Origin of the sequence: Amycolatopsis roodepoortensis (genome assembly GCF_014873915.1) — a bacterium.
GTDB lineage: Bacteria > Actinomycetota > Actinomycetes > Mycobacteriales > Pseudonocardiaceae > Amycolatopsis > Amycolatopsis roodepoortensis.
Genome location: NZ_JADBEJ010000008.1, coordinates 845,292 through 867,727, shown reverse-complemented (window position 1 = coordinate 867,727; position 22,436 = coordinate 845,292). Strand labels below are relative to the sequence as shown.

22 protein-coding genes are annotated in these 22,436 nt (G+C 68.4%); 11 read left to right on the top strand and 11 right to left on the bottom strand.

Features of this window, described 5'->3' with window-relative positions; genetic code table 11:
• Positions 1–58: 58 nt before the first annotated feature.
• The 4 genes from H4W30_RS41910 to H4W30_RS41895 all read left to right on the top strand — a co-directional run bounded on the left by H4W30_RS41910 (position 59) and on the right by H4W30_RS41895 (position 4,533).
• Positions 59–505, top strand: coding sequence for an Lrp/AsnC family transcriptional regulator (locus tag H4W30_RS41910; RefSeq protein ID WP_005151923.1), 447 nt, complete (start codon positions 59–61; stop codon positions 503–505).
• A 13-nt stretch (positions 506–518) separates the two neighbouring features.
• Positions 519–1,271, top strand: coding sequence for an enoyl-CoA hydratase (locus H4W30_RS41905; RefSeq protein WP_192747757.1), 753 nt, complete (start codon positions 519–521; stop codon positions 1,269–1,271).
• Between the two features lie 290 nt (positions 1,272–1,561).
• On the top strand, positions 1,562–3,469 hold the full coding sequence (locus H4W30_RS41900; protein ID WP_192747756.1) for a 2-oxoacid:acceptor oxidoreductase subunit alpha: 1,908 nt from the start codon (positions 1,562–1,564) through the stop codon (positions 3,467–3,469).
• Entirely contained in the window at positions 3,466–4,533 is a 1,068-nt protein-coding gene (locus H4W30_RS41895; protein ID WP_034310725.1) for a 2-oxoacid:ferredoxin oxidoreductase subunit beta, read from the top strand. The genes H4W30_RS41900 and H4W30_RS41895 overlap by 4 nt, the downstream gene beginning before the upstream one ends.
• A gap of 70 nt (positions 4,534–4,603) precedes the next feature.
• Here H4W30_RS41895 and H4W30_RS41890 read toward each other — a convergent pair whose 3' ends face one another.
• On the bottom strand, positions 4,604–5,914 hold the full coding sequence (locus H4W30_RS41890; protein WP_192747755.1) for a sunset domain-containing protein: 1,311 nt from the start codon (positions 5,912–5,914) through the stop codon (positions 4,604–4,606).
• A gap of 15 nt (positions 5,915–5,929) precedes the next feature.
• On the bottom strand, positions 5,930–6,955 hold the full coding sequence (locus tag H4W30_RS41885) for a polyprenyl synthetase family protein (RefSeq protein WP_192748018.1): 1,026 nt from the start codon (positions 6,953–6,955) through the stop codon (positions 5,930–5,932).
• 159 nt (positions 6,956–7,114) lie between these two features.
• Here H4W30_RS41885 and H4W30_RS41880 point away from each other — a divergent pair, with 159 nt between their 5' ends.
• On the top strand, positions 7,115–7,282 hold the full coding sequence (locus H4W30_RS41880; RefSeq protein WP_225950836.1) for a hypothetical protein: 168 nt from the start codon (positions 7,115–7,117) through the stop codon (positions 7,280–7,282).
• Between the two features lies 1 nt (position 7,283).
• Here H4W30_RS41880 and H4W30_RS41875 read toward each other — a convergent pair whose 3' ends face one another.
• The gene (locus tag H4W30_RS41875) at positions 7,284–7,589 is read right to left on the bottom strand and encodes a DUF6204 family protein (protein WP_192747754.1); all 306 of its coding nucleotides are present in this window, start codon (positions 7,587–7,589) and stop codon (positions 7,284–7,286) included.
• Between the two features lie 179 nt (positions 7,590–7,768).
• On the opposite strand from H4W30_RS41875, the gene H4W30_RS41870 reads away from it, so the two are divergent.
• Both H4W30_RS41870 and H4W30_RS41865 read left to right on the top strand, forming a co-directional pair.
• Positions 7,769–8,428 carry a hypothetical protein gene (locus H4W30_RS41870; RefSeq protein WP_192747753.1) on the top strand — a complete coding sequence of 220 codons (660 nt, stop codon included), beginning with the start codon at positions 7,769–7,771 and terminating at the stop codon, positions 8,426–8,428.
• 109 nt (positions 8,429–8,537) lie between these two features.
• Positions 8,538–9,173 carry an SRPBCC family protein gene (locus H4W30_RS41865; RefSeq protein ID WP_192747752.1) on the top strand — a complete coding sequence of 212 codons (636 nt, stop codon included), beginning with the start codon at positions 8,538–8,540 and terminating at the stop codon, positions 9,171–9,173.
• On the opposite strand, the gene H4W30_RS41860 is transcribed toward H4W30_RS41865, so the two are convergent.
• The 3 genes from H4W30_RS41860 to H4W30_RS41850 form a co-directional block, all read right to left on the bottom strand.
• Positions 9,149–9,850, bottom strand: coding sequence for an HNH endonuclease (locus tag H4W30_RS41860; protein WP_318780771.1), 702 nt, complete (start codon positions 9,848–9,850; stop codon positions 9,149–9,151). The two genes, H4W30_RS41865 and H4W30_RS41860, sit on opposite strands and share 25 nt — an antisense overlap.
• A 35-nt stretch (positions 9,851–9,885) precedes the next feature.
• Positions 9,886–11,073, bottom strand: coding sequence for an AAA family ATPase (locus H4W30_RS41855; protein ID WP_126733260.1), 1,188 nt, complete (start codon positions 11,071–11,073; stop codon positions 9,886–9,888).
• A 137-nt stretch (positions 11,074–11,210) separates the two neighbouring features.
• On the bottom strand, positions 11,211–12,359 hold the full coding sequence (locus H4W30_RS41850; protein ID WP_225950835.1) for a hypothetical protein: 1,149 nt from the start codon (positions 12,357–12,359) through the stop codon (positions 11,211–11,213).
• A 299-nt stretch (positions 12,360–12,658) separates the two neighbouring features.
• Between H4W30_RS41850 and H4W30_RS41845 the strand changes: the two genes are divergently transcribed.
• From H4W30_RS41845 to H4W30_RS41830, 4 genes are read left to right on the top strand one after another with little or no spacing between them, the layout of a single operon-like run.
• A complete protein-coding gene (locus tag H4W30_RS41845; RefSeq protein WP_192747750.1) occupies positions 12,659–13,081 on the top strand; it encodes a hypothetical protein in 423 nt (140 codons plus the stop codon).
• Complete coding sequence (locus H4W30_RS41840) at positions 13,081–13,695, top strand: DUF3558 domain-containing protein (protein WP_192747749.1); 615 nt, start codon at positions 13,081–13,083, stop codon at positions 13,693–13,695. The genes H4W30_RS41845 and H4W30_RS41840 overlap by 1 nt, the downstream gene beginning before the upstream one ends.
• Positions 13,695–14,972 (top strand): PPE domain-containing protein, encoded by a 1,278-nt coding sequence (locus H4W30_RS41835; protein WP_192747748.1) that lies wholly within the window; start codon positions 13,695–13,697, stop codon positions 14,970–14,972. Before H4W30_RS41840 ends, H4W30_RS41835 begins: the two co-directional genes overlap by 1 nt.
• A gap of 27 nt (positions 14,973–14,999) precedes the next feature.
• A complete protein-coding gene (locus tag H4W30_RS41830) occupies positions 15,000–15,752 on the top strand; it encodes an ESX secretion-associated protein EspG (RefSeq protein ID WP_192747747.1) in 753 nt (250 codons plus the stop codon).
• On the opposite strand, the gene H4W30_RS41825 is transcribed toward H4W30_RS41830, so the two are convergent.
• The 5 genes from H4W30_RS41825 to nuoL form a co-directional block, all read right to left on the bottom strand.
• On the bottom strand, positions 15,705–16,475 hold the full coding sequence (locus H4W30_RS41825) for a helix-turn-helix domain-containing protein (protein ID WP_225950834.1): 771 nt from the start codon (positions 16,473–16,475) through the stop codon (positions 15,705–15,707). The two genes, H4W30_RS41830 and H4W30_RS41825, sit on opposite strands and share 48 nt — an antisense overlap.
• Before the next feature lie 32 nt (positions 16,476–16,507).
• Positions 16,508–17,314 (bottom strand): alpha/beta fold hydrolase, encoded by an 807-nt coding sequence (locus H4W30_RS41820; protein WP_192747745.1) that lies wholly within the window; start codon positions 17,312–17,314, stop codon positions 16,508–16,510.
• A gap of 97 nt (positions 17,315–17,411) precedes the next feature.
• Complete coding sequence (nuoN, locus tag H4W30_RS41815; protein ID WP_192747744.1) at positions 17,412–18,977, bottom strand: NADH-quinone oxidoreductase subunit NuoN; 1,566 nt, start codon at positions 18,975–18,977, stop codon at positions 17,412–17,414.
• Positions 18,978–18,980: 3 nt separating this feature from the next.
• Positions 18,981–20,531, bottom strand: coding sequence for an NADH-quinone oxidoreductase subunit M (locus H4W30_RS41810; RefSeq protein WP_192747743.1), 1,551 nt, complete (start codon positions 20,529–20,531; stop codon positions 18,981–18,983).
• Entirely contained in the window at positions 20,531–22,429 is a 1,899-nt protein-coding gene (nuoL, locus tag H4W30_RS41805) for an NADH-quinone oxidoreductase subunit L (protein ID WP_192747742.1), read from the bottom strand. The genes H4W30_RS41810 and nuoL overlap by 1 nt, the downstream gene beginning before the upstream one ends.
• Positions 22,430–22,436 lie beyond the last annotated feature (7 nt).

Here is a 22,436-nt window from a genome sequence, read left to right as displayed (position 1 = left end):
TTACCTAATTCCGCAATCAATCGCTGTTCGCTGCGCATATACCTGCTAAACATTGCGTGTGAACACCATCGACCAGCGAATCGTTTCATGTCTGATGGCCAATGCGAGGTCCAGCTACGCCGACATCGGCAAGGTCGTCGGCCTGTCCGCGCCCGCGGTGAAACGACGGGTCGACAGACTGCTCGAAACCGGGGTCCTGCGCGGGTTCACCGCGGTCGTCGACCCCGAGGCGCTGGGCTGGGGCACCGAGGCGTTCGTCGAGATGACCTGCAACGGCAACATCACCCCCGCCCGGATCCGCGCCCGGCTGGAGCCGTTGCCGGAGGTCGTCGCGGCGTACACGGTGTCGGGGGCGGCCGACGCGATCGTCCATCTGCGCGCGTCGGACATCCACCATCTGGAGACCGCGCTGGAACGCCTGCGCGGGCTGGAGATCGTCGACCGCACGGTCTCCACCGTCGTCCTGTCCAGGCTTCTGGAGCGCCCGCCGACGCCCGAAGCGTGACACCCTCGACCCCGTGACCGATCAGATCCGCTCCAGCCACGACGGCGGCGTCGCCGTGCTCACCATCGACGCGCCCGCGACCCGCAACGCCCTGACCCTCGCCCTCTCCGCACAGCTGGCCGAGGCCGTCGCGCGCGCCGAAGCCGACGAAAGTGTCCACGCTGTGGTCATCACCGGCGCACCGCCGGCGTTCTGCGCGGGCGCCGATCTGGACACTCTCGCCCGCGCCAGCGAAGACGGGCTCCGCGCGATCTACGACGGATTCCTCTCGGTGGCGCGGTGTTCCCTGCCGACGATCGCCGCGGTCGGGGGTGCCGCCGTCGGCGCCGGATTGAACCTCGCGCTCGCCGCGGACGTCCGCATCGTGGGACCGAAGGCGAAATTCGTGGCCAGATTTCTCGATCTGGGCATCCATCCCGGCGGCGGGATGACATGGATGATCCAGCGGCTCGTCGGACCGCAGAAGGCCGCGGCGATGACGCTCTTCGGTGAAGTCGTCGGCGCCGAAGCCGCTGTCGAATGCGGGCTCGCGCTCCGGCTCGTCGAAGGGGATCTGGTCGAGGCGGCCCGTGAACTGGCGAAACCCGCCGTCGGCGCCCCGCGAGACGTCCTTCTGGCGACGAAACGCACGCTCCGGCACACCGCGGGACTGACCGACCATTCGGCCGCCGTCGACGCCGAGATCGAGCCGCAGGTGGCGTCACTCACCGCACCCGCGTTCACCGAGCGGCTGGCCAAGCTACGGGCGTCGATGACCGGCCAATGACCGTTCCTCGACCGGACTTCACTACGCTGGAAGGAGATACGGCTCACAATCGAGCCGCATCCCTGACCGTTACCATCGGTAACAGATAAACCGGATAATCCCCGCTCAGCGGCGAGCTCAGGACACTCGAGGAGTAGGTCCAGACCGTTTTTACGGCAACCTGGAAAGTGTCCCGAGGGCTAACCTCGGGACATGGCACCTGTGACCTGGCCGACATCGCCGGGCGAGGCACGCCGATCCCCGGCACGGCCGGGGACGACGCACGTCGGGAGAGAGGGAATCCCTGACCTATGAGCACGAGTGCGAACGGCAACGGCTCCTTGTCGGCCGTCAGGCCCACCGAGGTCGCCAAGCTGGACCGGGTGGTCATCCGGTTCGCCGGTGACTCCGGTGACGGCATGCAGCTGACGGGCGACCGGTTCACCTCCGAAGCGGCCGCCTTCGGCAACGACCTGTCGACCATGCCGAACTTCCCCGCGGAGATCCGCGCGCCGCAGGGCACCATTCCCGGCGTCTCGAGCTTCCAGGTGCACTTCGCCGACTACGACATCCTCACGCCGGGCGACCGGCCGGACGTCCTGGTCGCCATGAACCCCGCCGCGCTGAAGGCGAACGTCGCCGACGTCCCGGCGGGCGGGACGATCATCCTCAACACCGACGAGTTCTCGAAGCGGAACCTGGTCAAGGTCGGCTACGAGAACGACCCCCTCGACGACGACACCCTTTCGGCCTATCAGGTCCACCGGGTGGCCATGTCGACACTGACCAGGGGTGCGCTCGAAGAGACCGGTCTGTCCAAAAAGGACGCCGAACGCGCGAAGAACATGTTCGCGCTCGGGCTGCTCTCCTGGATGTACCACCGGCCGACCGAGGGCACGGAGCGGTTCCTGCGCGAGAAGTTCGCGAAGAAGGCCGACATCGCCGAGGCCAACATCCTCGCCTTCCGCGCGGGCTGGAACTACGGCGAGACGACGGAGTCGTTCGCGACGACGTACGAGGTCGCGCCCGCGAAGCTGAACCAGGGCACGTACCGCCAGATCACCGGGAACACCGCGCTGGCGTACGGGCTGGTCGCCGCCGGGCAGCAGTCCGGCCTGCAGATCCTGCTGGGCACGTACCCGATCACCCCGGCGTCGGACATCCTCCACGAGCTGTCCAAGCACAAGAACTACGGCATCCTCACCTTCCAGGCCGAGGACGAGATCGCCGGTATCGGCGCCGCGCTCGGCGCCTCGTACGGCGGCGCCCTGGGCGTCACCTCGACGTCCGGGCCCGGTGTCGCGCTGAAGTCCGAGGCCATCGGCCTCGCGGTGATGACCGAGCTGCCGCTGGTGGTCGTCGACGTCCAGCGCGGCGGCCCGTCGACCGGCCTGCCGACCAAGACCGAGCAGGCCGACCTGCTGCAGGCGATGTTCGGCCGCAACGGCGAATCGCCGGTGCCGATCGTCGCGCCGCTGTCCCCCGCCGACTGCTTCGACGCGGCGCTGGAGGCCACCCGGATCGCGCTGAAGTACCGCACCCCGGTGTTCCTGCTCTCGGACGGCGCGATCGCGAACGGCTCCGAGCCGTGGCTGATCCCGGACGTCGAGGACCTGCCGGATCTGCGCGTGGAATTCGCCACCGAGCCGAATGCCGAGGACGGTTCCGGGGAATTCTGGCCGTATGTACGCGACCCCGAGACCCTCGCCCGCGAGTGGGCGCTGCCGGGCACCGCCGGCCTGCAGCATCGCATCGGCGGGCTGGAGAAGGCCGACAAGACCGGCCACATCTCCTACGACCCCGACAACCACGACAAGATGGTCCGCCTGCGCCAGGCCAAGATCGACGGCATCGCCGTCCCGGACCTCGTCGTCGACGACCCGAGCGGCGGCAAGGCACGGGTGCTGGCGCTCGGCTGGGGCTCCTCCTACGGCCCCATCGGCGCCGCGTGCCGCCGCGTCCGCAAGGACGGCATGCCCATCGCGCAGGCGCATCTGCGCCATCTCAACCCGTTCCCGGGCAACCTCGGCGACGTACTCCGTTCGTACGACACCGTCGTCGTCCCCGAAATGAACCTCGGCCAGCTTTCGATGCTCCTGAGGGCCAAGTACCTCGTCGACGTGAAGTCGTACACGAAGGTCGCCGGGCTGCCCTTCAAGGCCGAAGAGCTGCAAGGCGTCTTCACGGAGATCATCACCAGTACGGAGGGGACGAAGTGACCGCGATCGATCTGGGGATCCCCACCCTCGGCGGCCTGGACCTTGTGCCGACCGAGACCGAACCGCAGAAGGCCAAGGACTACAAGTCGGACCAGGAGGTCCGCTGGTGTCCCGGCTGCGGTGACTACGTCGTGCTCAACGCCGTGCAGTCGTTCCTGCCGACGCTCGGCCTCAAGCGCGAGAACATCGTGTTCATCTCGGGGATCGGGTGCTCGTCCCGGTTCCCGTACTACCTGAACACCTACGGCATGCACTCGATCCACGGCCGGGCGCCGTCGATCGCGACCGGGCTCGCGACCGCGCGGCCGGATCTGTCGGTGTGGGTCGTCACCGGTGACGGCGACGCGCTGTCCATCGGCGGCAACCACCTGATCCACGCGTTGCGGCGCAACGTGAACATCAAGATCCTGCTGTTCAACAACCGGATCTACGGCCTCACCAAGGGCCAGTACTCGCCGACGTCCGGGCCGGGAATGGTCACGAAGTCCACCCCGATGGGCTCGGTCGACACCCCGTTCAATCCGCTTTCGCTGGCGATCGGCGCCGAGGCGTCGTTCGTGGGCCGCGCGCTCGACTCGGACCGCAAGGGCCTGACCGAGGTGCTGGAGGCCGCCGCGAAGCACCGTGGGTCGGCGCTGGTGGAGATCTACCAGAACTGCCCGATCTTCAACGACGGCGCCTTCGACGTCCTCAAGGACAAGGACGAGGCCGCGACCCGGCTCATCCCGCTGAAGGCCGGCGAGCCGATCAAGTTCGGGCCGCAGGGCGAATACGGCGTCACGCGGAGCGGCTGGGCCGGCCTGGAGGTCGGGAAGGTCGCGAACATCGGCGAGGAGAACCTCGTCGTGCACGACCCGGCGATCGAGGACACCTCGTACGCGTTCGCGCTTTCGCGGATCGGCGACCAGAACCTGAACCACGTGCCGACCGGCATCCTGCGGCAGGTCGAGCGGCCCACCTACGACGACCAGGCGCGCGCCCAGGTCGCGGAGGCCCAGGCCGCCCGCAAGCCCGACCTGCAGGGCCTTCTGCGCGGCAAGGACACCTGGACCGTCGTCAGCTAGCCGGTCCTCAAGCGCGTGAAGGCCCCCTTCCCTCGGCTGAGCCGAGGGAAGGGGGCCTTCACGCGCTTCATCAGGTCAGGGGACGGAAGCCCACGCGCTCCGCGTCGGCGGCGGTCCGGAACCAGACCTCGGCGACCATCTTCGGGAACTGGGCCGAGTCCTCCGTGCAGTACCGAAGGGCGGTCACGCTGGCCTTGACCGCGAAGTCGTCGGCGGGACGGCCACCGCCCGGCCGCGGCATCGCCGAACCGGGGCCGAAGGGACCGGGCGGGACGGACTCCGCGACCGGAGCGACCTGCCGCGCGGGCGGGGGCTCCGGAGCGGGCATCGCGTCGCCGGGCTGGACGGCGGGCTCGAACAGCGAGCCGCTCTGGCCACCAGACAGTTCCGGCTCACGACGTTCGATCGCCCGCATCGACGGCTGGATCGGCTGCGGCGGCTCGAAACCACCGCGCACCGCACCCCGCGGCGTGCGCTTGGGCAGCACCTGGGTGGCTTCGGCGGGCGTCTCGGGCTCCGAGTCGAGGAGACCGGCCTTCGCTTCTTCGTCGGAACCGAAGGCGTACGCGGGCGGGTCGTGCAGCTCCTCTTCCCGCTCGAACCAGTTGGTCTCGACGGGCGCCTGTTCGTTTTCCACGCGCGAGGCGGGGCTGAACAGCGAAACCGGCTCCGGCTGCGTCTCGGCGCCTTCGGGGTCCAGCTGCATCTCGAGCCGGGACCGGTACGGCGCCTCGGCCGGTGCCGGCGGCTGCGGCTCGGGTTCCGGCTCGGGCTCGACGTCCAGCTTCGAGGCGGGCTGGAGGTAATCGGTCGCCGCGGCGACGTACGGGTTCGCGGGCTCCGGCTCCGGCTCCGGTTCGGGTTCCGGCTCCGGCAAGGCCGCCGGGATGAACTGCGTCCGCTCGGCCGGGTGCTCCTGGTCCGGCTCGGGCTCCGGGTCCGGCTGAGGCGCGGTGCGGTACTCGGCCTCGTACTCTTCTTCGGGCTCGAAGACCTGCGTCGGGGAGTGCTCCGGCTCCTCAGTGACTTCGTCCTTGACGGGCTCCTCGGCGGGCTCGGTCCACTGCTGCGCGGGCTCCTGCTCGGTGAGCGTCTCGGGGTACGCGGGCTTAGGCGGCTCTTCGACGGCCGCGAACTCCTCGTCCAGCTCGTCGTGCGACGGCTTCGCGAGGTACGCGGTCCCGCCGGCGACGGCCGCCGCCCCGGCGCCGAGGCTCACCCCGGCCGGCAGTCTCGACGTCTCGGCGTGCGCGGTGGCCAGCGAGCTTTCCAGCTCACGGATGCGCTTGCGCGCCGGGAGTACGAGCACCAGCCAGGTGAGCAGCGCGCCGACGACGAACGCCAGCAGACTCCACAGCCAAACCTGTCCGAAAATGGACATCTAACCTGCCCTTTGTCAATGCGTTCGCGCGACCAGGTAGTCGGCGACCGATTCGCAGGCGTCCCGGGCGGGCGACGCGGGCAGCGCCGCGAGCTCGGCACGCGCCCGACGAGCGTAGTCGGAAAGAGTTTCGCGTGCGCGTTCGAGTCCGGACGAGGCACGCAGCAGGTCCAGGGCCTCGGCGACGAGCGCGTCGTCGGAGATCGGGCCGGACAGCAGCTCCACCAGGCGCGGGTCGGTGGCCGGGTCGGCCAGCGCGTACAGCATCGGAAGCGTGCGGACGCCTTCGCGCAGGTCCGTTCCCTGTGCCTTGCCGAGCTCGTCCGAGGCGGACGCGATGTCGATCACGTCGTCGGAGATCTGGAACGCCGTCCCGATGATGTCGCCGAAGCGGCGAAGCGCGTCGATGTACTCGTCGGGCGCGCCGGACATCATCCCGCCGAAGCGGCCGGAGGTGGCGATCAGCGAGCCGGTCTTCTGCGCGATGACCGTCAGGTAGTGCTCGACCGCGTCGTCACCCTCGGCCGGGCCGACCGTCTCGCGCATCTGGCCGGTGACCAGCTCGCCGAAGGTCTCGGCGATGATCCGGGCCGCGTCGGTGCCGAGGTCGGCGACCAGCCGCGAGGCGTGCGCGAACAGGAAGTCGCCGGTCAGGATGGCGATCGTGTTGTCCCAGCGAGCGTTGACGCTCTCCGCGCCGCGGCGCATCGTCGCCTCGTCCATCACGTCGTCGTGGTACAGCGTCGCGAGGTGCACCAGCTCGACCGCCGCCGCGGCGGTGACCACCTGGTCGCCCTGCTTCGGCCCGAACTGCGAGGCGAGCAGCGTGAACAGCGGACGGAAACGTTTGCCACCCGCCTCGACCAGGTGCGAGGCGGCGTCCTCGACGGCCTTGACGTCACTGCGGACGACCTCGCGGAGCAGGGTCTCGACGTCGGCGAGACCGGTCGCGAGGGTGCGCAGGAGCTGCTCGTCGGCGATCTGGAGTCCCACGGACGCGCGCAGGTCCTCGATGGCACCACCTGGGGCAGGTGAAGACACAGACACGTCGGCTCCGCTCTCTTTGACACCGTTCGGGGTTGCTCCCAGCGTAGTGGCTAGCAGCTGAGGCCTGTTGACGTGCTGTCCAGGGGAAACGGTGACGAATATGACACCCCCGCCGAGTATCCTGCCCACTTCGGCGCGAACTGGGGGAACGACATGGGGAGTCCGGACGATTCCGGCGACAGACCGGCGTGGAGACCGCCCGCCGAAGACCACCGCGAGCAGCGTTCGACGGTGTGGATCACCGTCGTCCTCTTCGCCGTGTTCATGGCGGTGATGCTCGTCGTGGCCGTGCTCGTGGTGGACGGCGTGAAGGCGGCCTGAGTCAGCGGCGGCGGATCTTGATGTCGTCCATGCAGGTCGCCTTGCCGGCCACGTCGCGGTACGGATAGCCCTTGGCGTCCAGCAGTTCCATGACCTTCAGCTCGGCCTCGTCGAGCACCTCGCGCTCCTCTTCGCCCCGCAGCGTGATGCGGAAGGTGAACGCGCCGAGGTGCGCGCTGTAGGTGAGCAGGCCGTCCTCGGTGAACCCCATCGACTGGTGCTGGTCGAGCTCGGCGAGCAGCCGGGCGCGGGTCTCGGCGTCGGGGTGGTCGAACTTGCCGTTGACGAGGACGCGGTAGGTCGGCATGCGTCCAAATATACAGACCTGTATTCGGATACGAACCCGAATATCCAACGGGTGTCCATGATCCACGGTCGAGTGAAACGACCGTCACGCACGCAACGGCCGAATCCGACACGCAGATAGTGATGACAAAGGAAGAACGGCCAACCGGCTCGCTCTCCGTCACGTGAGGAGGACGTGGAATGCGCATCACCATCGCAAGCCGGGCAGGCCTTGTCGGCGCCCTGCTGCTGGCAGGTCTCGGCGCCGGGGTGACCCCGGCGGCGGCGTCGAACCCCGCGGGCGTCGCCTCACTCGGCTCCGCCGCCTTCACCAAGGGGACCTCGGCGCCGATCTCGATCGCCTCGATCGCCGAATGCGCGGTCGAGGGACCGACGAGCAACTCGTCCGGGGTCGTGACCAGGACCGGGATCACGTTCGGTGGCGGCACGTCGACGTGCACGACCACCGTCGTCGACCCCGAAAACGACGTCACCACGACGAAGTCGGAGGCCAAGGGACAGAACTTCGAGCTGTCGGCCCTGGTCTCGTCGGGCGGGCCGCGGATCAAGATCAGGTCCTATTCGGTCAGCTGCACGGCGACCCAGACCAGCACGAACGCGAGCTGGACCTACGGCGGCGCGACCGGGCTCGGCACCCTGCCGTCGCCCGTGCCGGTCGGCTACGTCAAGCCGATCACCAAGTCCAACGGCACCCTGCTCGCCGAAGCGATCTTCAACGAGCAGACGCTGCCGGGTAACGGCAGCATCGGGCTGACCATGTTGCGGATCAAGTTCGCCCCGGGGTCGAACATCACCGGCGAAGTAGTCCTCGGCCGCACGGCCTGCTCCCCCACTCCGTAAGCCATCCCGCCGGGAAAGGGGCGTCCGGGATCCGGGCGCCCCTTTTCCATTCTGGCTTATATAAGCCAGGGCTGATACCTTGTCGGCATCCGAGCCGAGGAGGGCACCGATGGTCGACGTGACCAGCCAGATCAACTCCGTCCAGCGCAGGCTGGGCAAGCGCGTGGTCGAAGCGGGCGAGGCGGTGACGGCCACCGTCAGCCAGGTCTACGACACCGGCCTCGACGATCTCTGGGACGCCTGCACGAACTCCGAGCGCATCCCCCGCTGGTTCCTGCCGGTCAGCGGCGATCTGCGTGTCGGTGGCAAGTACCAGCTCGAAGGCAATGCCGGCGGAACGATCGAGCGCTGCGATCCTCCGAAGGGTTTCGCGGCGACCTGGGAGTACGGCGGCGACGTCAGCTGGATCGAGCTTCGGCTGAGCCCCGAAGCCGACGGGCGGACGCGGTTCGAACTCGACCACACCGCGGTGCCGAACGAGCACTGGAACCAGTTCGGGCCGGGTGCCGTGGGCATCGGCTGGGACATGATGCTGAACGGGCTCGCGCTGCACCTCGAATCCGGCGAGGCCGCCGACCCCGAGGCCGCAATGGCCTGGATGACCAGCGAAGAAGGCGTGCGGTTCATGACGCTGAGCAACGAGGCCTGGTACGAGGCCGACGTCGCCAACGGGACGGACGCGGCGACCGCCCGCACCCGCGCCGACGCCACCTTGGCCGCCTACACGGCGCCGCCGGAGAGCTGAAGATCCTCGGCGAGTTCCGGGGTGCGAAGCAGGCCGATGAGCTCGTCGTCCGCCCGGAACACGGCGCGGGCTCCCGGCATTCCCGCCTGCCGGAGCATCGCGTGCAGGACGTCGGCGTGCGGCTGGTCGAGCAGGGTCCAGACCATCGCGCGCCGTCTCCGGTCGTCCCCCAGTTCGCGGGCGGCCCACCAGCCCATGACGAGCGCGCTCACCTGGTTGACCGCCGTTTCCCGGCCCCGCGCCAATTGCGCGCGGTTCAGCCCGCACACCTTGATGGTCTGCTCGCCCTTCGCGGTCAGCGCGCGGTAGGTGCCGATCGACAGCACGAGGAACAGGTGCTTCAGCGGGTCTTCGGCGGTCGGGTCGATCAGCAGGCTGCCGCCGTCCGCGTCCACCGGGAAGAGGTCGCGTTTGTGGTGGCTGTTGCAGTACTCGCAGGCGAGCACGTGGTTGAGCCAGTCGAACGCGCGCCCCGGATTCCGCGCGATCGGCTCGAAATGGTCCACAGTGGACCCGAGCCCGTCGCCGCAGTACATGCAGTAGCCGCGGCCGGCGGCCATCACGTCCAGGCCCGCCCGCAGAGAACGCCGCACGGCACGCGAAACCCGCCAGAGTCGCCGGGCTTCTTTCGTGTCACCGGGAGGGATGCGCGCCGTCAGCTCCTCGAGATCGGCCACGACTTGCTCCGGCAGCGCGACCCGGCGAATCGCGATCACCGATCGTCGGCCTCGAACCGCCTGGCCACCTCGTCGACCCGGCTCGGCGGCGAACTGCTCAGCATGCCCCGCAGGCGTTCCCATTCCCGGACGCCGTTCGCGTCCGCGCGGCCGGAAGCCACCTGGAACTCGAGCTCGGCCAGATGCTCACGCAATTCGACCGCCTGCGGCGAATACGGCGTGTCCAGGCCGAAAAGGTCGGAGAGCACGGCGTCGTCGCCGGAACCGAACACGACCCGCTCGTACAGCTCCTCGGAGACCACGCGCGGCGGGACGTCCTCGTCAGGCCCCGAAAGGCGGATGAGGCCGCCCGGGTCGGCCGCCTGGCAGACGTAGGGGCTGTGCGTGGTGACGATGAACTGGATCCGCGGGAAATGCGCCTTGAACCACGATCCCATGCGTTTCTGCCACGACACATGGAGATGCGCGTCCACCTCGTCGATGATCACGACACCGGGGCTCTCGTGGTCGAGGCCCGCGCTGTCGAGTTGTTTGAGCAGGTCGACCACGAGCGCGGTCACCGTGCGGTAGCCGTCGCTCATCTCGCGCAAGGGGAAGCGATCGCCCCGGTACTCGACCCAGAGCCCGTCCGAATCGACGTCCCGGATCCGGTAACCACCGGGCAGGAGACCGTCACCGAGGATCTCCAGCGCCGCGTCCTTCAGCTCGCGAGCACCCGCTTTTCCTTCCAGGGCACGGAGATGCTGGTTGATCAGCCAGGTGACACCCTCGGCGAGCGAGGCGTCTTCGTGGAACAGGCTGGCCATCCGCGCCAGCGATCCCGCGCCGCGCATCCACGACTCGGCCTCGCCGCTCCCGCCCGCGAGCCGCCGGAACGGCCCGTACGCCGCGCAGAACGGCTGGCCCGGCGGAAGCCCGGAGATCGGCAGCAGACCGGAGTCGAGCCAGCGGACCTCGACCGGCGCCGGACCCTCTTCGCGCATCACCGACAGCTCGATCGAGCCGGACGTCTGATCGTTCGAGATCCAGCTGCCGGCGTCCGACAGCAGCCCCCAGGCGACGTCCGGCGCCGCCGCGACCGCGATGGCGCGCAGCAGCGAGGTCTTGCCGGAACCGTTGCGCCCGGCGAGGACCACCCAGCCCGGGCCGGGGAGCCGGAGGTCGACGGCGCGGGCGCCGCTGAAGCCGCGGATGTTCTCCAGCCGGACCCGCTCGATGTACATGGAGAAAGCTTAATGCCTGTCGGCGGAGCTGAGATGGGACCGGAAAGGGACTATTCGCGTGAACCCGCCTGGCCGAAGGCCCCGCTATCGCGGTGGGAGGGCGCCCTGTCGACGTCGATCGCGGGTTCGCGCGGGCGTCACCTGGGCCCCCGAAAGTGGGTCGCCATCACGAGCTCCATCACGGCGTGCGCCTTGGCGACGTCCACGGCCGGGAGCGCCCTGGACCGCGGCCATTCGTCGATCCCCCGCTCCCGCTGCGACGAAATCAGCAGCCGGACATGCCCGCGCGAGCCGAGGCTCCCGAACGGCGAGACGTACATGAGGAACCCGCTGTCGTCCTTGGTGCGAAGGGTGGCTCCCGGATTCCCGCTGAACGAGTGCTGACGGTGGTCTTTGCAGGTGCCGTTCGGGTCGGCGTGCCAGTCGCCGGGCGCGCCGCCGTTCGCGGTGGCCCCCGCCTCGATCTGCACCCGATGGCGTGGTTCGACGAAGTAGCAGGCCCCCGGCGTCGCGATCGGCTCGAACTCCGGCCCGAAGGTCTTCTTGACCGCGTCCCGGAACACCGTGCACTCGACGTTCGGGTCGGCGGCGCCGGCTGCCAGGATCGCGTCGGCACCTGAGGGCACCTGGGCCTCGACCGCCGGATCACAGGTCTCGCCCTTGCTGGTGGAGACCCAGTTGGCGCAGGCACCGACGCGGGCGCTGTCCTGAGCGTCCGGCGGGTAGACGAGGTCGCGGGGCAGCTTCGCGGCTCCGGCGGTGGCGAAGTCGCGGAGGAGTCCGCAGTCCTTGCTCCGGCTCTGGAACCCCAGCTCGAACTGGACCGCGCGCTGGAAACTGACCGGGACGGTGATCGCGCAGCCGCTGACCGCGCCCTCACGGCGGGATTCGACCTGGTACGCCTTCACCCCGGCGAGATCGATGACGGCTCCGTCGTTCCGGAGCGCCGCGTGGCCCGGGTCCACGTCCTCGACGTAAAGCAAGGCCTCATAGCCGCCGCGGAGGAGAGTGCACATCTTCCGGCCGTACTTCACCTTGGGCTCGCGTATCACCGGCCGGGTATCGCCGCCCTTCCTGCGGTCGTAGGCGGCCAGGTCGATCAGCTCACAGAAGTCGAGAGCGGCCAGCGTCGCGTCGACGGCCTTTCCGTCACGATCCGCAGGGCGCGGCTGTTTGGGCTGCCATTTCGGAAACTGCGGAGGCGGCAGGGGCGTATCCACGGAATCCGTACAAGCCGCGAGCAGCCCTAGGAGCACTGCGCCGAGAATCACTCTTCGAAACTTCATTACGCAGAGTGTGCGAATTCGCGGGGCAGCTCACCAGGTGGAACCCCGTTTTCCCGGGCAGGTTCACACGATTGATTTTCACGGATAGTCACCATGATCGCGGAGGCTATTCAGCAGGGAGCAGGACTTTATGCAGCCTGCTTCACCACCCCGGGAACCCTGGTAATCTTCCCGGCGTCGGATTACGCAGGGTGCATCGGGGAGACGCACCTTGTAGCCACGGGAGGGGCAGATGACGACGGTGACTTCGGGGCGGCTTCGGCTATTCAGCGGGGAACGGTTCGGCGCCATGGGGGTGCATGGCCGTGCCTGAGGGTTCGCCGACCTATGAGCCGGGGTTGCGTTGGAGCGAGGTCGACCGCTTTCGGCCCAGTGGGGGTTCGTACGGGACGCCTGTCGCGCAGGGCGCGGGGTTCAAGTACGACGAGGCGACCCTTCACGAGCTGGTGAAAGAGTGGTCTGACCTGGCAGTCGAGTACAAGAACGACCTGATCGACGCGAACAGGATTGCTTTTGCTCAGCCCCCAGGACTTGACTACGCAAGCGGGGACAACGCTTCCATAACCCGGCAATCCGGCGAGGCGCTCGTCGAAGCCCTCACTCAGCGCATCACCTACTGCGAGAACATGGCTAAGAAGTATCTGGTCGCGCTCGGCAAGTACGCCACTGCGGAAGAGCACGCCACCACAGTCGTCAACCAACAGCCGAAAGGCATCGCCTGATGCGTCGAACAGTCCTCATAGTCGGCGCGGTCGCGCTTACCGTCGGTGCTTGCTCGACCCCCACCCCGAACGGCACGCCCACACCCACCAGCGGCGGAACGAGCCAGAGCCCGTCGAACCCGGCCAGTACGCCTCCCGACGTACCCAAGGTCGGGGACCCGATCGACCTGGCAAGGTTCAAGCAAGCGCCTTGCAACACCCTCAACAAGTCTCAAGTCGAGGAACTCCTAGGCGTAGCGGCGGATGGCAAGTCCCGGGACGGCGCAGCCGGGCCCGCATGTACTTGGGTCGCCCCCTCCACTACCCGGCCTCTCGTCAGCGTGGTTTTCAGCAACGAGCAAGACAGCGGCACGGCGAGAATCTATGAAGCCAAGGGGAAGTCCTACCAATTCCTGGAGCCGCTCGAAGCAGTTGATGGCTACCCCTTGACCGCTTACGGCATCAAGGACGAGCGGTCTGCAGGCCGTTGCTCGGCCGCACTGGGAACCAGCGACACGGAAACTATCGGCGTCGCCGCGGAGCAATCCGAAGCAAACATCGGCAAGAAGGACCCTTGCGATGTTGCTCGTGAAGCCGCGATCAGGGTCCTCGCCACCATCCGAGGGGGCAACTGATGACGGCAGGACCGCTCACCGCCGCCCAGATCTACGAACAGATCACCGGTGGCGAAGGCCCGGGTTCATTGGCAGATGCACAGAAGAGTGGCTTCAACCTGACCCAGCGGCACCACGAACGGGCGCAGAAGCTCTCCGCGCTCACCCAGAAGACCATGGCCGGTTGGCAGGGTGGCGCCAGCGACGCCGCAGCCGACGCGACGAAGCCCGTTGTCGAAGCCGCGTACGACGACGCGATGCATCTGGCCGTCGCCCAGTCGGCGATCAGCGCGCAGATGGACGCGTTCGGCACGGCCAAGAACTCGGTCAAGCCGGTTCCGCCCGAGCAGCCCGCGCCGACGGCCGAGGACGTCAAGTCCGTCATGAGTGGCGGCCTGGTCGGCTACTGGAGCAAGGTCCAGGCGTACCAGGCCGACAGCCAGCACAACATCGACACCTTCGCGAGCTACCACTCCGCCAGCACCGCCAACGGTGACGAGCTGCCCGCCCAGTACGCGCAGCTCACCGACCCCGGCGGCAGTGTCACCTTGGACGAGGGCGGCGGCGGGAAGCCGGCCGCCAGGGGGTTCGGCGACGGTTCCGACGGGCGCGAGTACGGGGTCGGCGAGCCCTACCGAGGTCCGGGCGGTCCCGGCGGTACCGACGGGCCGAGTGGTCCCAACGGGCCGGGCACACCGGGTCAGACTGTCGGCGGCCCGCAGCCTGGGCAAGGGCCCCAGCCAGGTCAGCATCACCCCGGCCATCAGCTGCCGGACGACGGGACCCGCGCGAATTCGTATACGCCGCCCCAGACCACTCCGGTCGTGCCGCCGGCGGCGAACGCCGACTTCGGGCCGACCGGCAAGCCGAACCCGACGTACAACACGCCCGGCGCCTTCCCGCCCGGGTACGGCCCGGGAACGACCGGCCCCGGGGTACCGGGTTCGGGCATCAGGACACCAGGTGGGCCGGGCGGCGGCGGTTTCCGCGGCCCAGGCGGACCAGGCGCGACAGGCGGAGTAGGCGGGCCCGGACAGCAGCCCGGTATGGGTGGCCGAAGCGGCGCGGGGATGCCCGGTGAGGGCGTGGCCGGCCGTGGTGCGGTGGGAACGGCAGGCGCCTCCGGTCGTGGCGGGGCGAACGGGATGCCGATGGCGCCCGGCGCAGCTCGCGGGAAGGGCGAGGAGGACAAGGAGAAGAAGGCTCCGGCGTACCTCCAGAACCCGGACCCCGACGAGACCTTCGGTGGCTACACCGAGAAGCCGATGCCGCCGGTGATCGGCGAGAAGAAGAAGTAGCACCACAGTCCCAGGGGAGGGAGGCACGTGGTGCTCGCGCGCCCGGTCGAGATCACGCTCGACACCTTGTTGACCGCGTTCCGTCACGCCGGCTGCGGCGATCCGCATCTGATCTTCGCGGGCGGGCTGCGCTACATCCCGCCGTCGTCGCGAAACGGCGAGGACAGGGCAGCGTTCGAGGAGCTCGGCCAGCACGGGTTCACCGAGGGCAAGCGGCTGACCAGCGATTTCGAGGACGTCCTGCACATACTCGACCGGCCGAACACCGAGTACTACGCGACGTTGCGAACGGAGACGGAGCAGTACAACGTGCTCGTCGCCGTACGCGGCCGGGCCGCGGTCACCGCGATCTGCGAAGGCAACCGCGTGTGGCTGAAAGGTGTGCGGACCGCCGATCGCGCGGCGGCGCTCGTGATGAACCTGCCCGAGTACCCGCCCGCGCGGTTCGCCCCGTTCTCCTTGCCCCAGGACGACTTCAACGGCAGCGGCGGGGACGGGCTCTACGACGAGCCCGAGTCCCGAAGCCGCGAAGCACGACAGCTGGACGAGGTCTTCGAGCAGCCCTATTTCGGCGTCGGCTTCTTCGCCGCGGCTATGCACCCGGACGGGGGTAAACGCACCGAGGCGACGGACAGTCTGACCTATTTGGACCTCGACGCCGGACGGGTGGCCATGCACGTGAGCGGTTCACCCCGGAACAGGTACATCACCGTCCTGCCCGGCGAACCCACGCTACTGGCCCAGAAGGTCGCCGCGTTGCGGGCGAGCCTCGATCACTGACTCGATCAGGCGGACCGACCGAGCCGGATCCAGCGCGACAGCGTCCACAGTGGACCGAAGGTAGGGCTCGACATCGCAGGGCCGGTGGAGAAACAGCCCACACCGCCGATGTTCCAGGTACACCACCGGCGGTGCGTCGCCGAATTCCAGCAGAACGTGGGCATCGCCCGCATGTGCTCCGGCGGCGAACGGGATGACCCGGAGTTCGACGGTGGGCCGCTCGGCCATCGAGACGAGATGCCGAAGCTGATTCGCCATCACCAGCGGCCCACCGACCTGGCGGTGCAACGCCGCTTCGTCGATATAGGCGACGAATCTCTTCTGGCCCAGCACTGCGGCGGGAGAGTTCGCAGCCCTCGCGTAGGCGGGAGTCCGCAGCAGTCCCGGCAGGAGCGTGGTCCCGAAAGCGACGATCTTGGTGGCCTCCTTTTCGTACCGCGCAAGCGTTTCACCCTGAAGGGACACGTCACCGAACCACCAGGCCCCCGGATCGCGGGAGAGCGAGAGCAACGCTTCTCGCCGCTCTCCGGTGACCTGATACACCGCGAGCAGCGCCGACACCTCCTCCGCGGACGCCGCGCGCAGGCCGGTTTCGATCCGGCTGATCGTCGACTGGGACCACGCCAGTTTGTCGGCCACCTCGGTCGCGGCCAATCTGACGGCCTTCCGCGCGGCTCGCAGTCCGTCGGCGAGGGCTCTCGCCTGGGGTGTGGGCTTCGGCATCGGGAGTACCCTGCCCGGTGCGGCGGAGCAAGTCATTCGCCAAGCCGGGCGACCTCGCGAACGGCAGCGGAAATGGCCGGGAAGTCCTTGCGCAGCAAGGCTCCGTGGTTGCTCTCGACCTTCGCGCTCACCTTGATGTTCGGATTGCGGACGGTCACGGCGTCGAGCCCGGTCCGGATCTGTTCCTGCTCGTCCGCCTTGCTGCCGAAGGAGGTTCCCGAGGCGAGCACGTATCGCGTCGGCACGGTGATGCCGTCGAGCACCGGCCCCAGCTCGGCCTCCCGCGAAAGCTTGCCGAGCTCGATGTTGCTCTCCGCCTGCTGCGCGGCGGTCATCCGCGGGGCCAGGCCGGTCGGGCGCAGCAGCGGCATGATCAGGTTCAGGCGCTTGAACATCTTCCGGATCCGCTGCTCCATGGCCTCGTCGAGCCAGTCGTACGGGAAGGCGCCGTCGACCAGGACCGCGCCGATGGTGCGCTCCGGATTCCGGGCGGTCCAGTGCGCCGCGACGACCGCGCCGTAGGACCAGCCCACCACGATGGCCCGCTCCACTCCGCGGGCAGCGAGGACAGCGTCGACATCGCGGACGGCCGCCGCCATTGAGTAGTCCGCGGAACGGCGGGACTTGCCGCGGGCACGCTCGTCGTAGGTGATGTGGCGGAACTCCGAGCCCAGGTCGGCGAGGATCCGCCGCCAGTAGCCCTGGGTCGCGAACTGGCCGTTGAGGTAGACGATCGGGATGCCGGGGCCACCGGTGTCGGTGACGGCGAGCGCGGTGTCTTCGACGGGGACCATTCCGGTCCAGGGGGCGGTGATCGTGGCAGTGCTGTTCTTGGTCATGAGGAAACTATCGCGGTCCGGCCTGTCACACCTCTGACGTCGCACTGACACGAAAAAGCCCCCTCACGTCAGCGAGGGGGCCTTTCGCGAACCGGGACTACTTGAGGGCGAAACCGCCGGAGCCCGCCCAGTCGAGGGCGAACGCCGGGAGCAGGCCCAGCACCAGCGTGACGATGACGCCGAGCGTGATCGCCGTGGTGGTGAACGCGCCGGGCACGGTGACGGTCGGGCCGTCGGGCGCCGGCTCGGAGAAGTACATCAGCACGATCACGCGCAGGTAGAAGAACGCGGCGACGGCGCTGAAGATCAAGGCGACGACGACCAGCGGCGCCATCCCGTCGGACAGGGCCGCCGAGAACACCACGAACTTGCCGACGAAGCCACTGGTCAGCGGGATACCGGCCAGCGCCAGCAGCAGGAAGGTGAACACCCCCGCCAGCACCGGAGACCGCTTCGCCAGGCCCGCCCACGCGGACAGATGCGTCGCCTCACCGTTCGAGTCCCGCACCAGCGAGACGACACCGAACGCGGCGAGCGTGGTGAAGCCATAGGCCAGCAGGTAGAACAGCGTGCTCGACAGGCCGTCCTCGGTCATCGCGATGGCACCGACCAGCAGGAACCCGGCGTGCGCGATGGACGAGTAGGCGATCATGCGCTTCACGTCGGTCTGCGTCAGGCCCAGCACCGCGCCGATCAGCATCGAGATGATCGCGACGCCCCAGAGCACGCCGCGCCATTCCCAGCTGGTCGACTCGAACGCCACCTGGAACACCCGCAGGATCCCGCCGAACGCGGCGACCTTGGTGCAGGCACCCATGAACGCGGTGACCGGCGTCGGCGCGCCCTGGTAGACGTCCGGGGTCCAGGTGTGGAACGGACCGACCGAACCCTTGAACAGCAGGCCGACCGCGAGCAGCCCGAGCCCGGCGAACAGCAGCGTGTCCGACCGGTCCGAACCGGCGGCGGCGTTGGCGATGTCCGACAGCTTCACGGAGTTCGCGTAGCCGTAGAGCAGCGCGAGACCGTAGAGGAAGAACGCCGAAGAGAACGCGCCGAGCAGGAAGTACTTGACCGCCGATTCCTGCGAGAGCAGGCGACGCCGCCGCGCGAGACCGCACATCAGGTACAGCGGCAGGCTCAGCACCTCGAGCGCGATGAACATGGTGAGCAGGTCGTTGGCCGCGACGAACGCCATCATGCCGCCGAGCGCGAACAGCGTCAGCGGGAAGACCTCGGTCTGCATGCCGGTGGTGCCCACCTGCGCACGGTCCTGGACCGTGCCGGGGCGGATACCGGCCTGCGCGACGAACGCGCCGCCCGGCTCGACCGAACGGTCCGCGATCAGCAGCAGCGCGCCCAGCGCCAGCGCCAGCAGCGTGCCCCACAGGAACAGCGACGGCCGGTCGACGGCGATCGCGCCGCTGAAGGTCGTGACGCCGCTCTTCGGCGCGGAAGTGCTGGCGTACCAGGCCAGGAAGACGCCCGCCGCCCCGATCCCGACCAGGGAGAGGAAGACCTGCGACGGCCACCGCATGTGCTTGGGCAGGAAGGCTTCGAACAGCACGCTGACACACGCGGCCCCGAGGATGATCAGGATCGGCGTGACGGCGAAGTAGTCGATCGACGGCACCTGCAGCAGTGGCGCCTGGGTCAAGAAGAGCACGGTTTACTTGCCTCCCTGCACGGCAGACATGGTCTGCTGCACCGACGGGGTGATCGTGTCGAGCACCGGCTTGGGATAGAACCCGAGCGCGATGATCAGCACGACCATCGGCGCGAGGATCGCGATCTCCTTGCCGCCGAGGTCCTTGATGGCCTTGGTCGCCCCGAGTTCGGGGGCGATGGCCGTACCGGGGCCACCACCCGCGGCCATCAGGGCGTCACCGCGCACGGGGCCCTGCATGACGCGCTGGTAGAGCCAGAGCACGTACGCCGCGGCCAGCACCATGCCGACCGTCGCGATGATCGTGTACACCGGGTAGTCCACAAAGGACCCCAGCAGCACCAGGAACTCGCTGATGAAGGAGTTCGTGCCGGGCAGGGACAAAGTGGACAGACCGGCGATGAGCAGCATCCCGCCGAGCAGCGGGGTCACCTTCGCCATGCCGCCGTAGTCGGAGATCCGCGTCGATCCGCCGCGCATCACGATCAGGCCGACGACCACGATCAGCATGCCGGTGGCGAGGCTGTGGTTGAGCATGTACGACACCGAGCCGACCATCGCCTGCTCGTTGAAGGTGAAGATGCCCAGCGCGATGAACCCGAAGTGGGCGATCGACACGTAGGCGATGAAGCGCTTCATGTCGCGTTGCCCGGCCGCGAGGATCGATCCATAAAGGACACCCGCGACGGCGAGCACCAGCACCCATGGCGCGAGTTCCTTGCTCGCCTCCGGGAACATCGGGAGGCAGTAGCGCAGGAACCCGAACGTGCCGACCTTGTCCAGCACGCCGACCAGCAGGACCGCGACGCCGATGGGCGCCTGGCCCGCGGCGTCGGGCAGCCAGGTGTGGAACGGCACCAAAGGGGCCTTGATCGCGAACGCGAGGAAGAACCCGATGAACAGCCAGATCTGCGTGCCCAGCGGGGCGTCGCGGACGACCGTGACGAGCGTTTCCCAGTCGAAGGTGCCCTTGCCGAGCTCGTCCGACGCCATCGAGTACGCCCCGATGGCCGAGGCCAGCATGATCAGGCCGCCGAGGAACGAGTACAGGAAGAACTTGACCGCCGCGTACTGCCGGTTCGCGCCGCCGTAGCCGCCGATCAGGAAGTACATCGGGATCAGCATGATCTCGAACAGCACGTAGAACAGGAAGACGTCGGTCGCGGCGAACACCGCGATGGTCAGCGCCTCCTGCACCAGGATCAGTGACAGGAACCCGCCCGCCGAACGCCCGGCCGGGAGCTTGTCGGTCAGGCCCAGCGCGCCGACCACGATCGGCACCAGCAGGCCGATGACCGCGATCATCACCAGCGCGATGCCGTCGATGCCGAACGAGATGTGGATGCCGAAGTTCGGGATCCAGTCCATCGAGGACTTCTGCTGGATCCGGTCCCCCGAAGGCGAATAGCTCGCCCACATCGGGATCACCAGCAGGAACGTCAGGAGCGAGACCACGAGCGCGGTGAGCGTCGCCAGCCTGTCGTTCTTCTTCATCCCCGCGACGACCGCGGCGCCGACGAGCGGCAGCAGGATGGATGCGAGTACCCAGGTCATCAGGAGAACCTCACCAGCAGGAGTGCCGCCAGAAGCAGGAATGTGCCGCCCAGCATGGACAGTGCGTACGAGCGGACGAAGCCGGTCTGCAGGCGGCGCAGGCGCCCGGATCCGCCACCGAGCCCGGCGGCGAGGCCGTTGACCGCGCCGTCGACCCCGCGGTTGTCCACGTAGACCAGCGCGCGGGCGAGCCAGGTGCCCGGGCGGGCGACCAGCGTCTCGTTCAGGGTGTTGCCGTACAGGTCGTTGCGCGCGGCCTTGACCACGGCGGAGACCCGCTCGGGGCGTTCCACCGGAACGTCCTTACGGCCGACGAAGAGCCACGCCGCCGCCGCGCCGAGCACCGAAAGCGCCACGGTGAGGATCGGGACCAGCGCGTGCGGGATGACACTGTGGCCACCCTCTTCGAGCGGGCCGACCACCGGCGAAAGCCATTCGGCGAAGCGGTCGCCGAGGGCGAAGAACGCGCCGGCACCGATCGAGCCGATCGCCAGGATGATCATCGGCCACTTCATCACCGCGGGCGATTCGTGCGGGTGGAAGTCGCGGCCGTCGGAGCTCTTGATCTCCTTCCAGCGTTCCTTGCCGAAGAAGGTCATCACCATCAGGCGCGTCATGTAGAACGCGGTGAGCCCGGCGCCGAGCAGTGCCGCGCCGCCCATCACCCAGCCGCGCCAGCCGCCCTGCGACAGCGCCGCCTCGATGATCGCGTCCTTGGTGAAGAAGCCCGAGAGCGGCGGGATACCGATCAGCGCCAGGTACCCGAGGGCGAAGGTCCAGAAGGTGACCGGCAGGTGCTTGCGCAGCCCGCCGAACTTCCGCATGTCGACCTCGTCGTTCATGGCGTGCATGACCGAACCGGCGCCGAGGAACAGCCCGGCCTTGAAGAAACCGTGCGCCACCAGGTGCATGATGCCGAGCGCGTAGGCGATCGGCCCGAGGCCGACGGCGAGCATCATGTAACCGATCTGGCTGACCGTCGAGTACGCCAGGACCTTCTTGATGTCGTCGTACGCGCAGCCGATGATGCACCCGATCAGCAGCGTGACCGTGCCGACGAGGGTGACGATCAGGCGGCCGTCCGCGGTGGCGTTGAAGATCTCGTGCGCGCGGGCGACGAGGTAGACGCCGGCGGTGACCATCGTCGCCGCGTGGATGAGGGCCGAGACCGGGGTCGGGCCCTCCATCGCGTCCGGAAGCCAGGCCTGGAGCGGGAACTGGCCGGACTTACCGCAGGCACCCAGCAGCAGCAGGATCGCGATCGCGGTGACCGCGCCGGTCGGGATCTGGCCGACGGCGCCGAAGACCTCGGCGTAGCCGGTGCTCCCGACGTACTTGAACATCAGGAAGATCGCCAGCGCGAGCCCGACGTCACCGACGCGGTTCATCAGGAACGCCTTCTTCGCCGCGGTGGCCGCGGACGGGCGGTCCTGGTACCAGCCGATGAGCAGGTACGAGGCGAGACCCACGCCTTCCCAGCCGAGGTACAGCGTCACGAAGCTGTTGCCCAGCACCAGGATCAGCATCGAGGCGACGAACAGGTTGAGGTACGCGAAGAACCTCGACCGGTCGCGGTCCTCGGCCATGTAGCCGATCGAGTAGAAGTGGATCAGCATGCCGACGCCGGTGATCAGCAGCACGAACGTCAGCGACAGCGCGTCGATCCGGAGCCCGAAGTCGACCTGCAGCGCCGAAACCGGGATCCACGAGAACAGCTTGACGTCCGCGGTGGCCTTCGTGTCGGCCGTGAAGAACAGGATCAGGCCGTACACGAAGGACAGTGAGACGGTCGCACTGCCGAGGAGGTGTCCCCAAGGACGCGCGCGCTTACCGGCCAGCAGAAGGATCAGGGCGCCGAGGGCGGGAAAGGCCACCAGCAGCCACGATGATGCGGTCAACTCGGTG

What these genes read in the sequence shown, in the direction of transcription:
- H4W30_RS41900 (WP_192747756.1), top strand. Translation starts at nt 1,562, where the DNA reads ATGAGCACGAGTGCGAACGGCAACGGCTCCTTGTCGGCCGTCAGGCCC.
- H4W30_RS41890 (WP_192747755.1), bottom strand. Translation starts at nt 5,914, where the DNA reads ATGTCCATTTTCGGACAGGTTTGGCTGTGGAGTCTGCTGGCGTTCGTC.
- H4W30_RS41880 (WP_225950836.1), top strand. Translation starts at nt 7,115, where the DNA reads ATGGGGAGTCCGGACGATTCCGGCGACAGACCGGCGTGGAGACCGCCC.
- H4W30_RS41875 (WP_192747754.1), bottom strand. Translation starts at nt 7,589, where the DNA reads ATGCCGACCTACCGCGTCCTCGTCAACGGCAAGTTCGACCACCCCGAC.
- H4W30_RS41870 (WP_192747753.1), top strand. Translation starts at nt 7,769, where the DNA reads ATGCGCATCACCATCGCAAGCCGGGCAGGCCTTGTCGGCGCCCTGCTG.
- H4W30_RS41865 (WP_192747752.1), top strand. Translation starts at nt 8,538, where the DNA reads ATGGTCGACGTGACCAGCCAGATCAACTCCGTCCAGCGCAGGCTGGGC.
- H4W30_RS41855 (WP_126733260.1), bottom strand. Translation starts at nt 11,073, where the DNA reads ATGTACATCGAGCGGGTCCGGCTGGAGAACATCCGCGGCTTCAGCGGC.
- H4W30_RS41850 (WP_225950835.1), bottom strand. Translation starts at nt 12,359, where the DNA reads ATGAAGTTTCGAAGAGTGATTCTCGGCGCAGTGCTCCTAGGGCTGCTC.
- H4W30_RS41845 (WP_192747750.1), top strand. Translation starts at nt 12,659, where the DNA reads ATGGCCGTGCCTGAGGGTTCGCCGACCTATGAGCCGGGGTTGCGTTGG.
- H4W30_RS41840 (WP_192747749.1), top strand. Translation starts at nt 13,081, where the DNA reads ATGCGTCGAACAGTCCTCATAGTCGGCGCGGTCGCGCTTACCGTCGGT.
- H4W30_RS41835 (WP_192747748.1), top strand. Translation starts at nt 13,695, where the DNA reads ATGACGGCAGGACCGCTCACCGCCGCCCAGATCTACGAACAGATCACC.
- H4W30_RS41825 (WP_225950834.1), bottom strand. Translation starts at nt 16,475, where the DNA reads ATGCCGAAGCCCACACCCCAGGCGAGAGCCCTCGCCGACGGACTGCGA.
- H4W30_RS41820 (WP_192747745.1), bottom strand. Translation starts at nt 17,314, where the DNA reads ATGACCAAGAACAGCACTGCCACGATCACCGCCCCCTGGACCGGAATG.
- H4W30_RS41810 (WP_192747743.1), bottom strand. Translation starts at nt 20,531, where the DNA reads ATGACCTGGGTACTCGCATCCATCCTGCTGCCGCTCGTCGGCGCCGCG.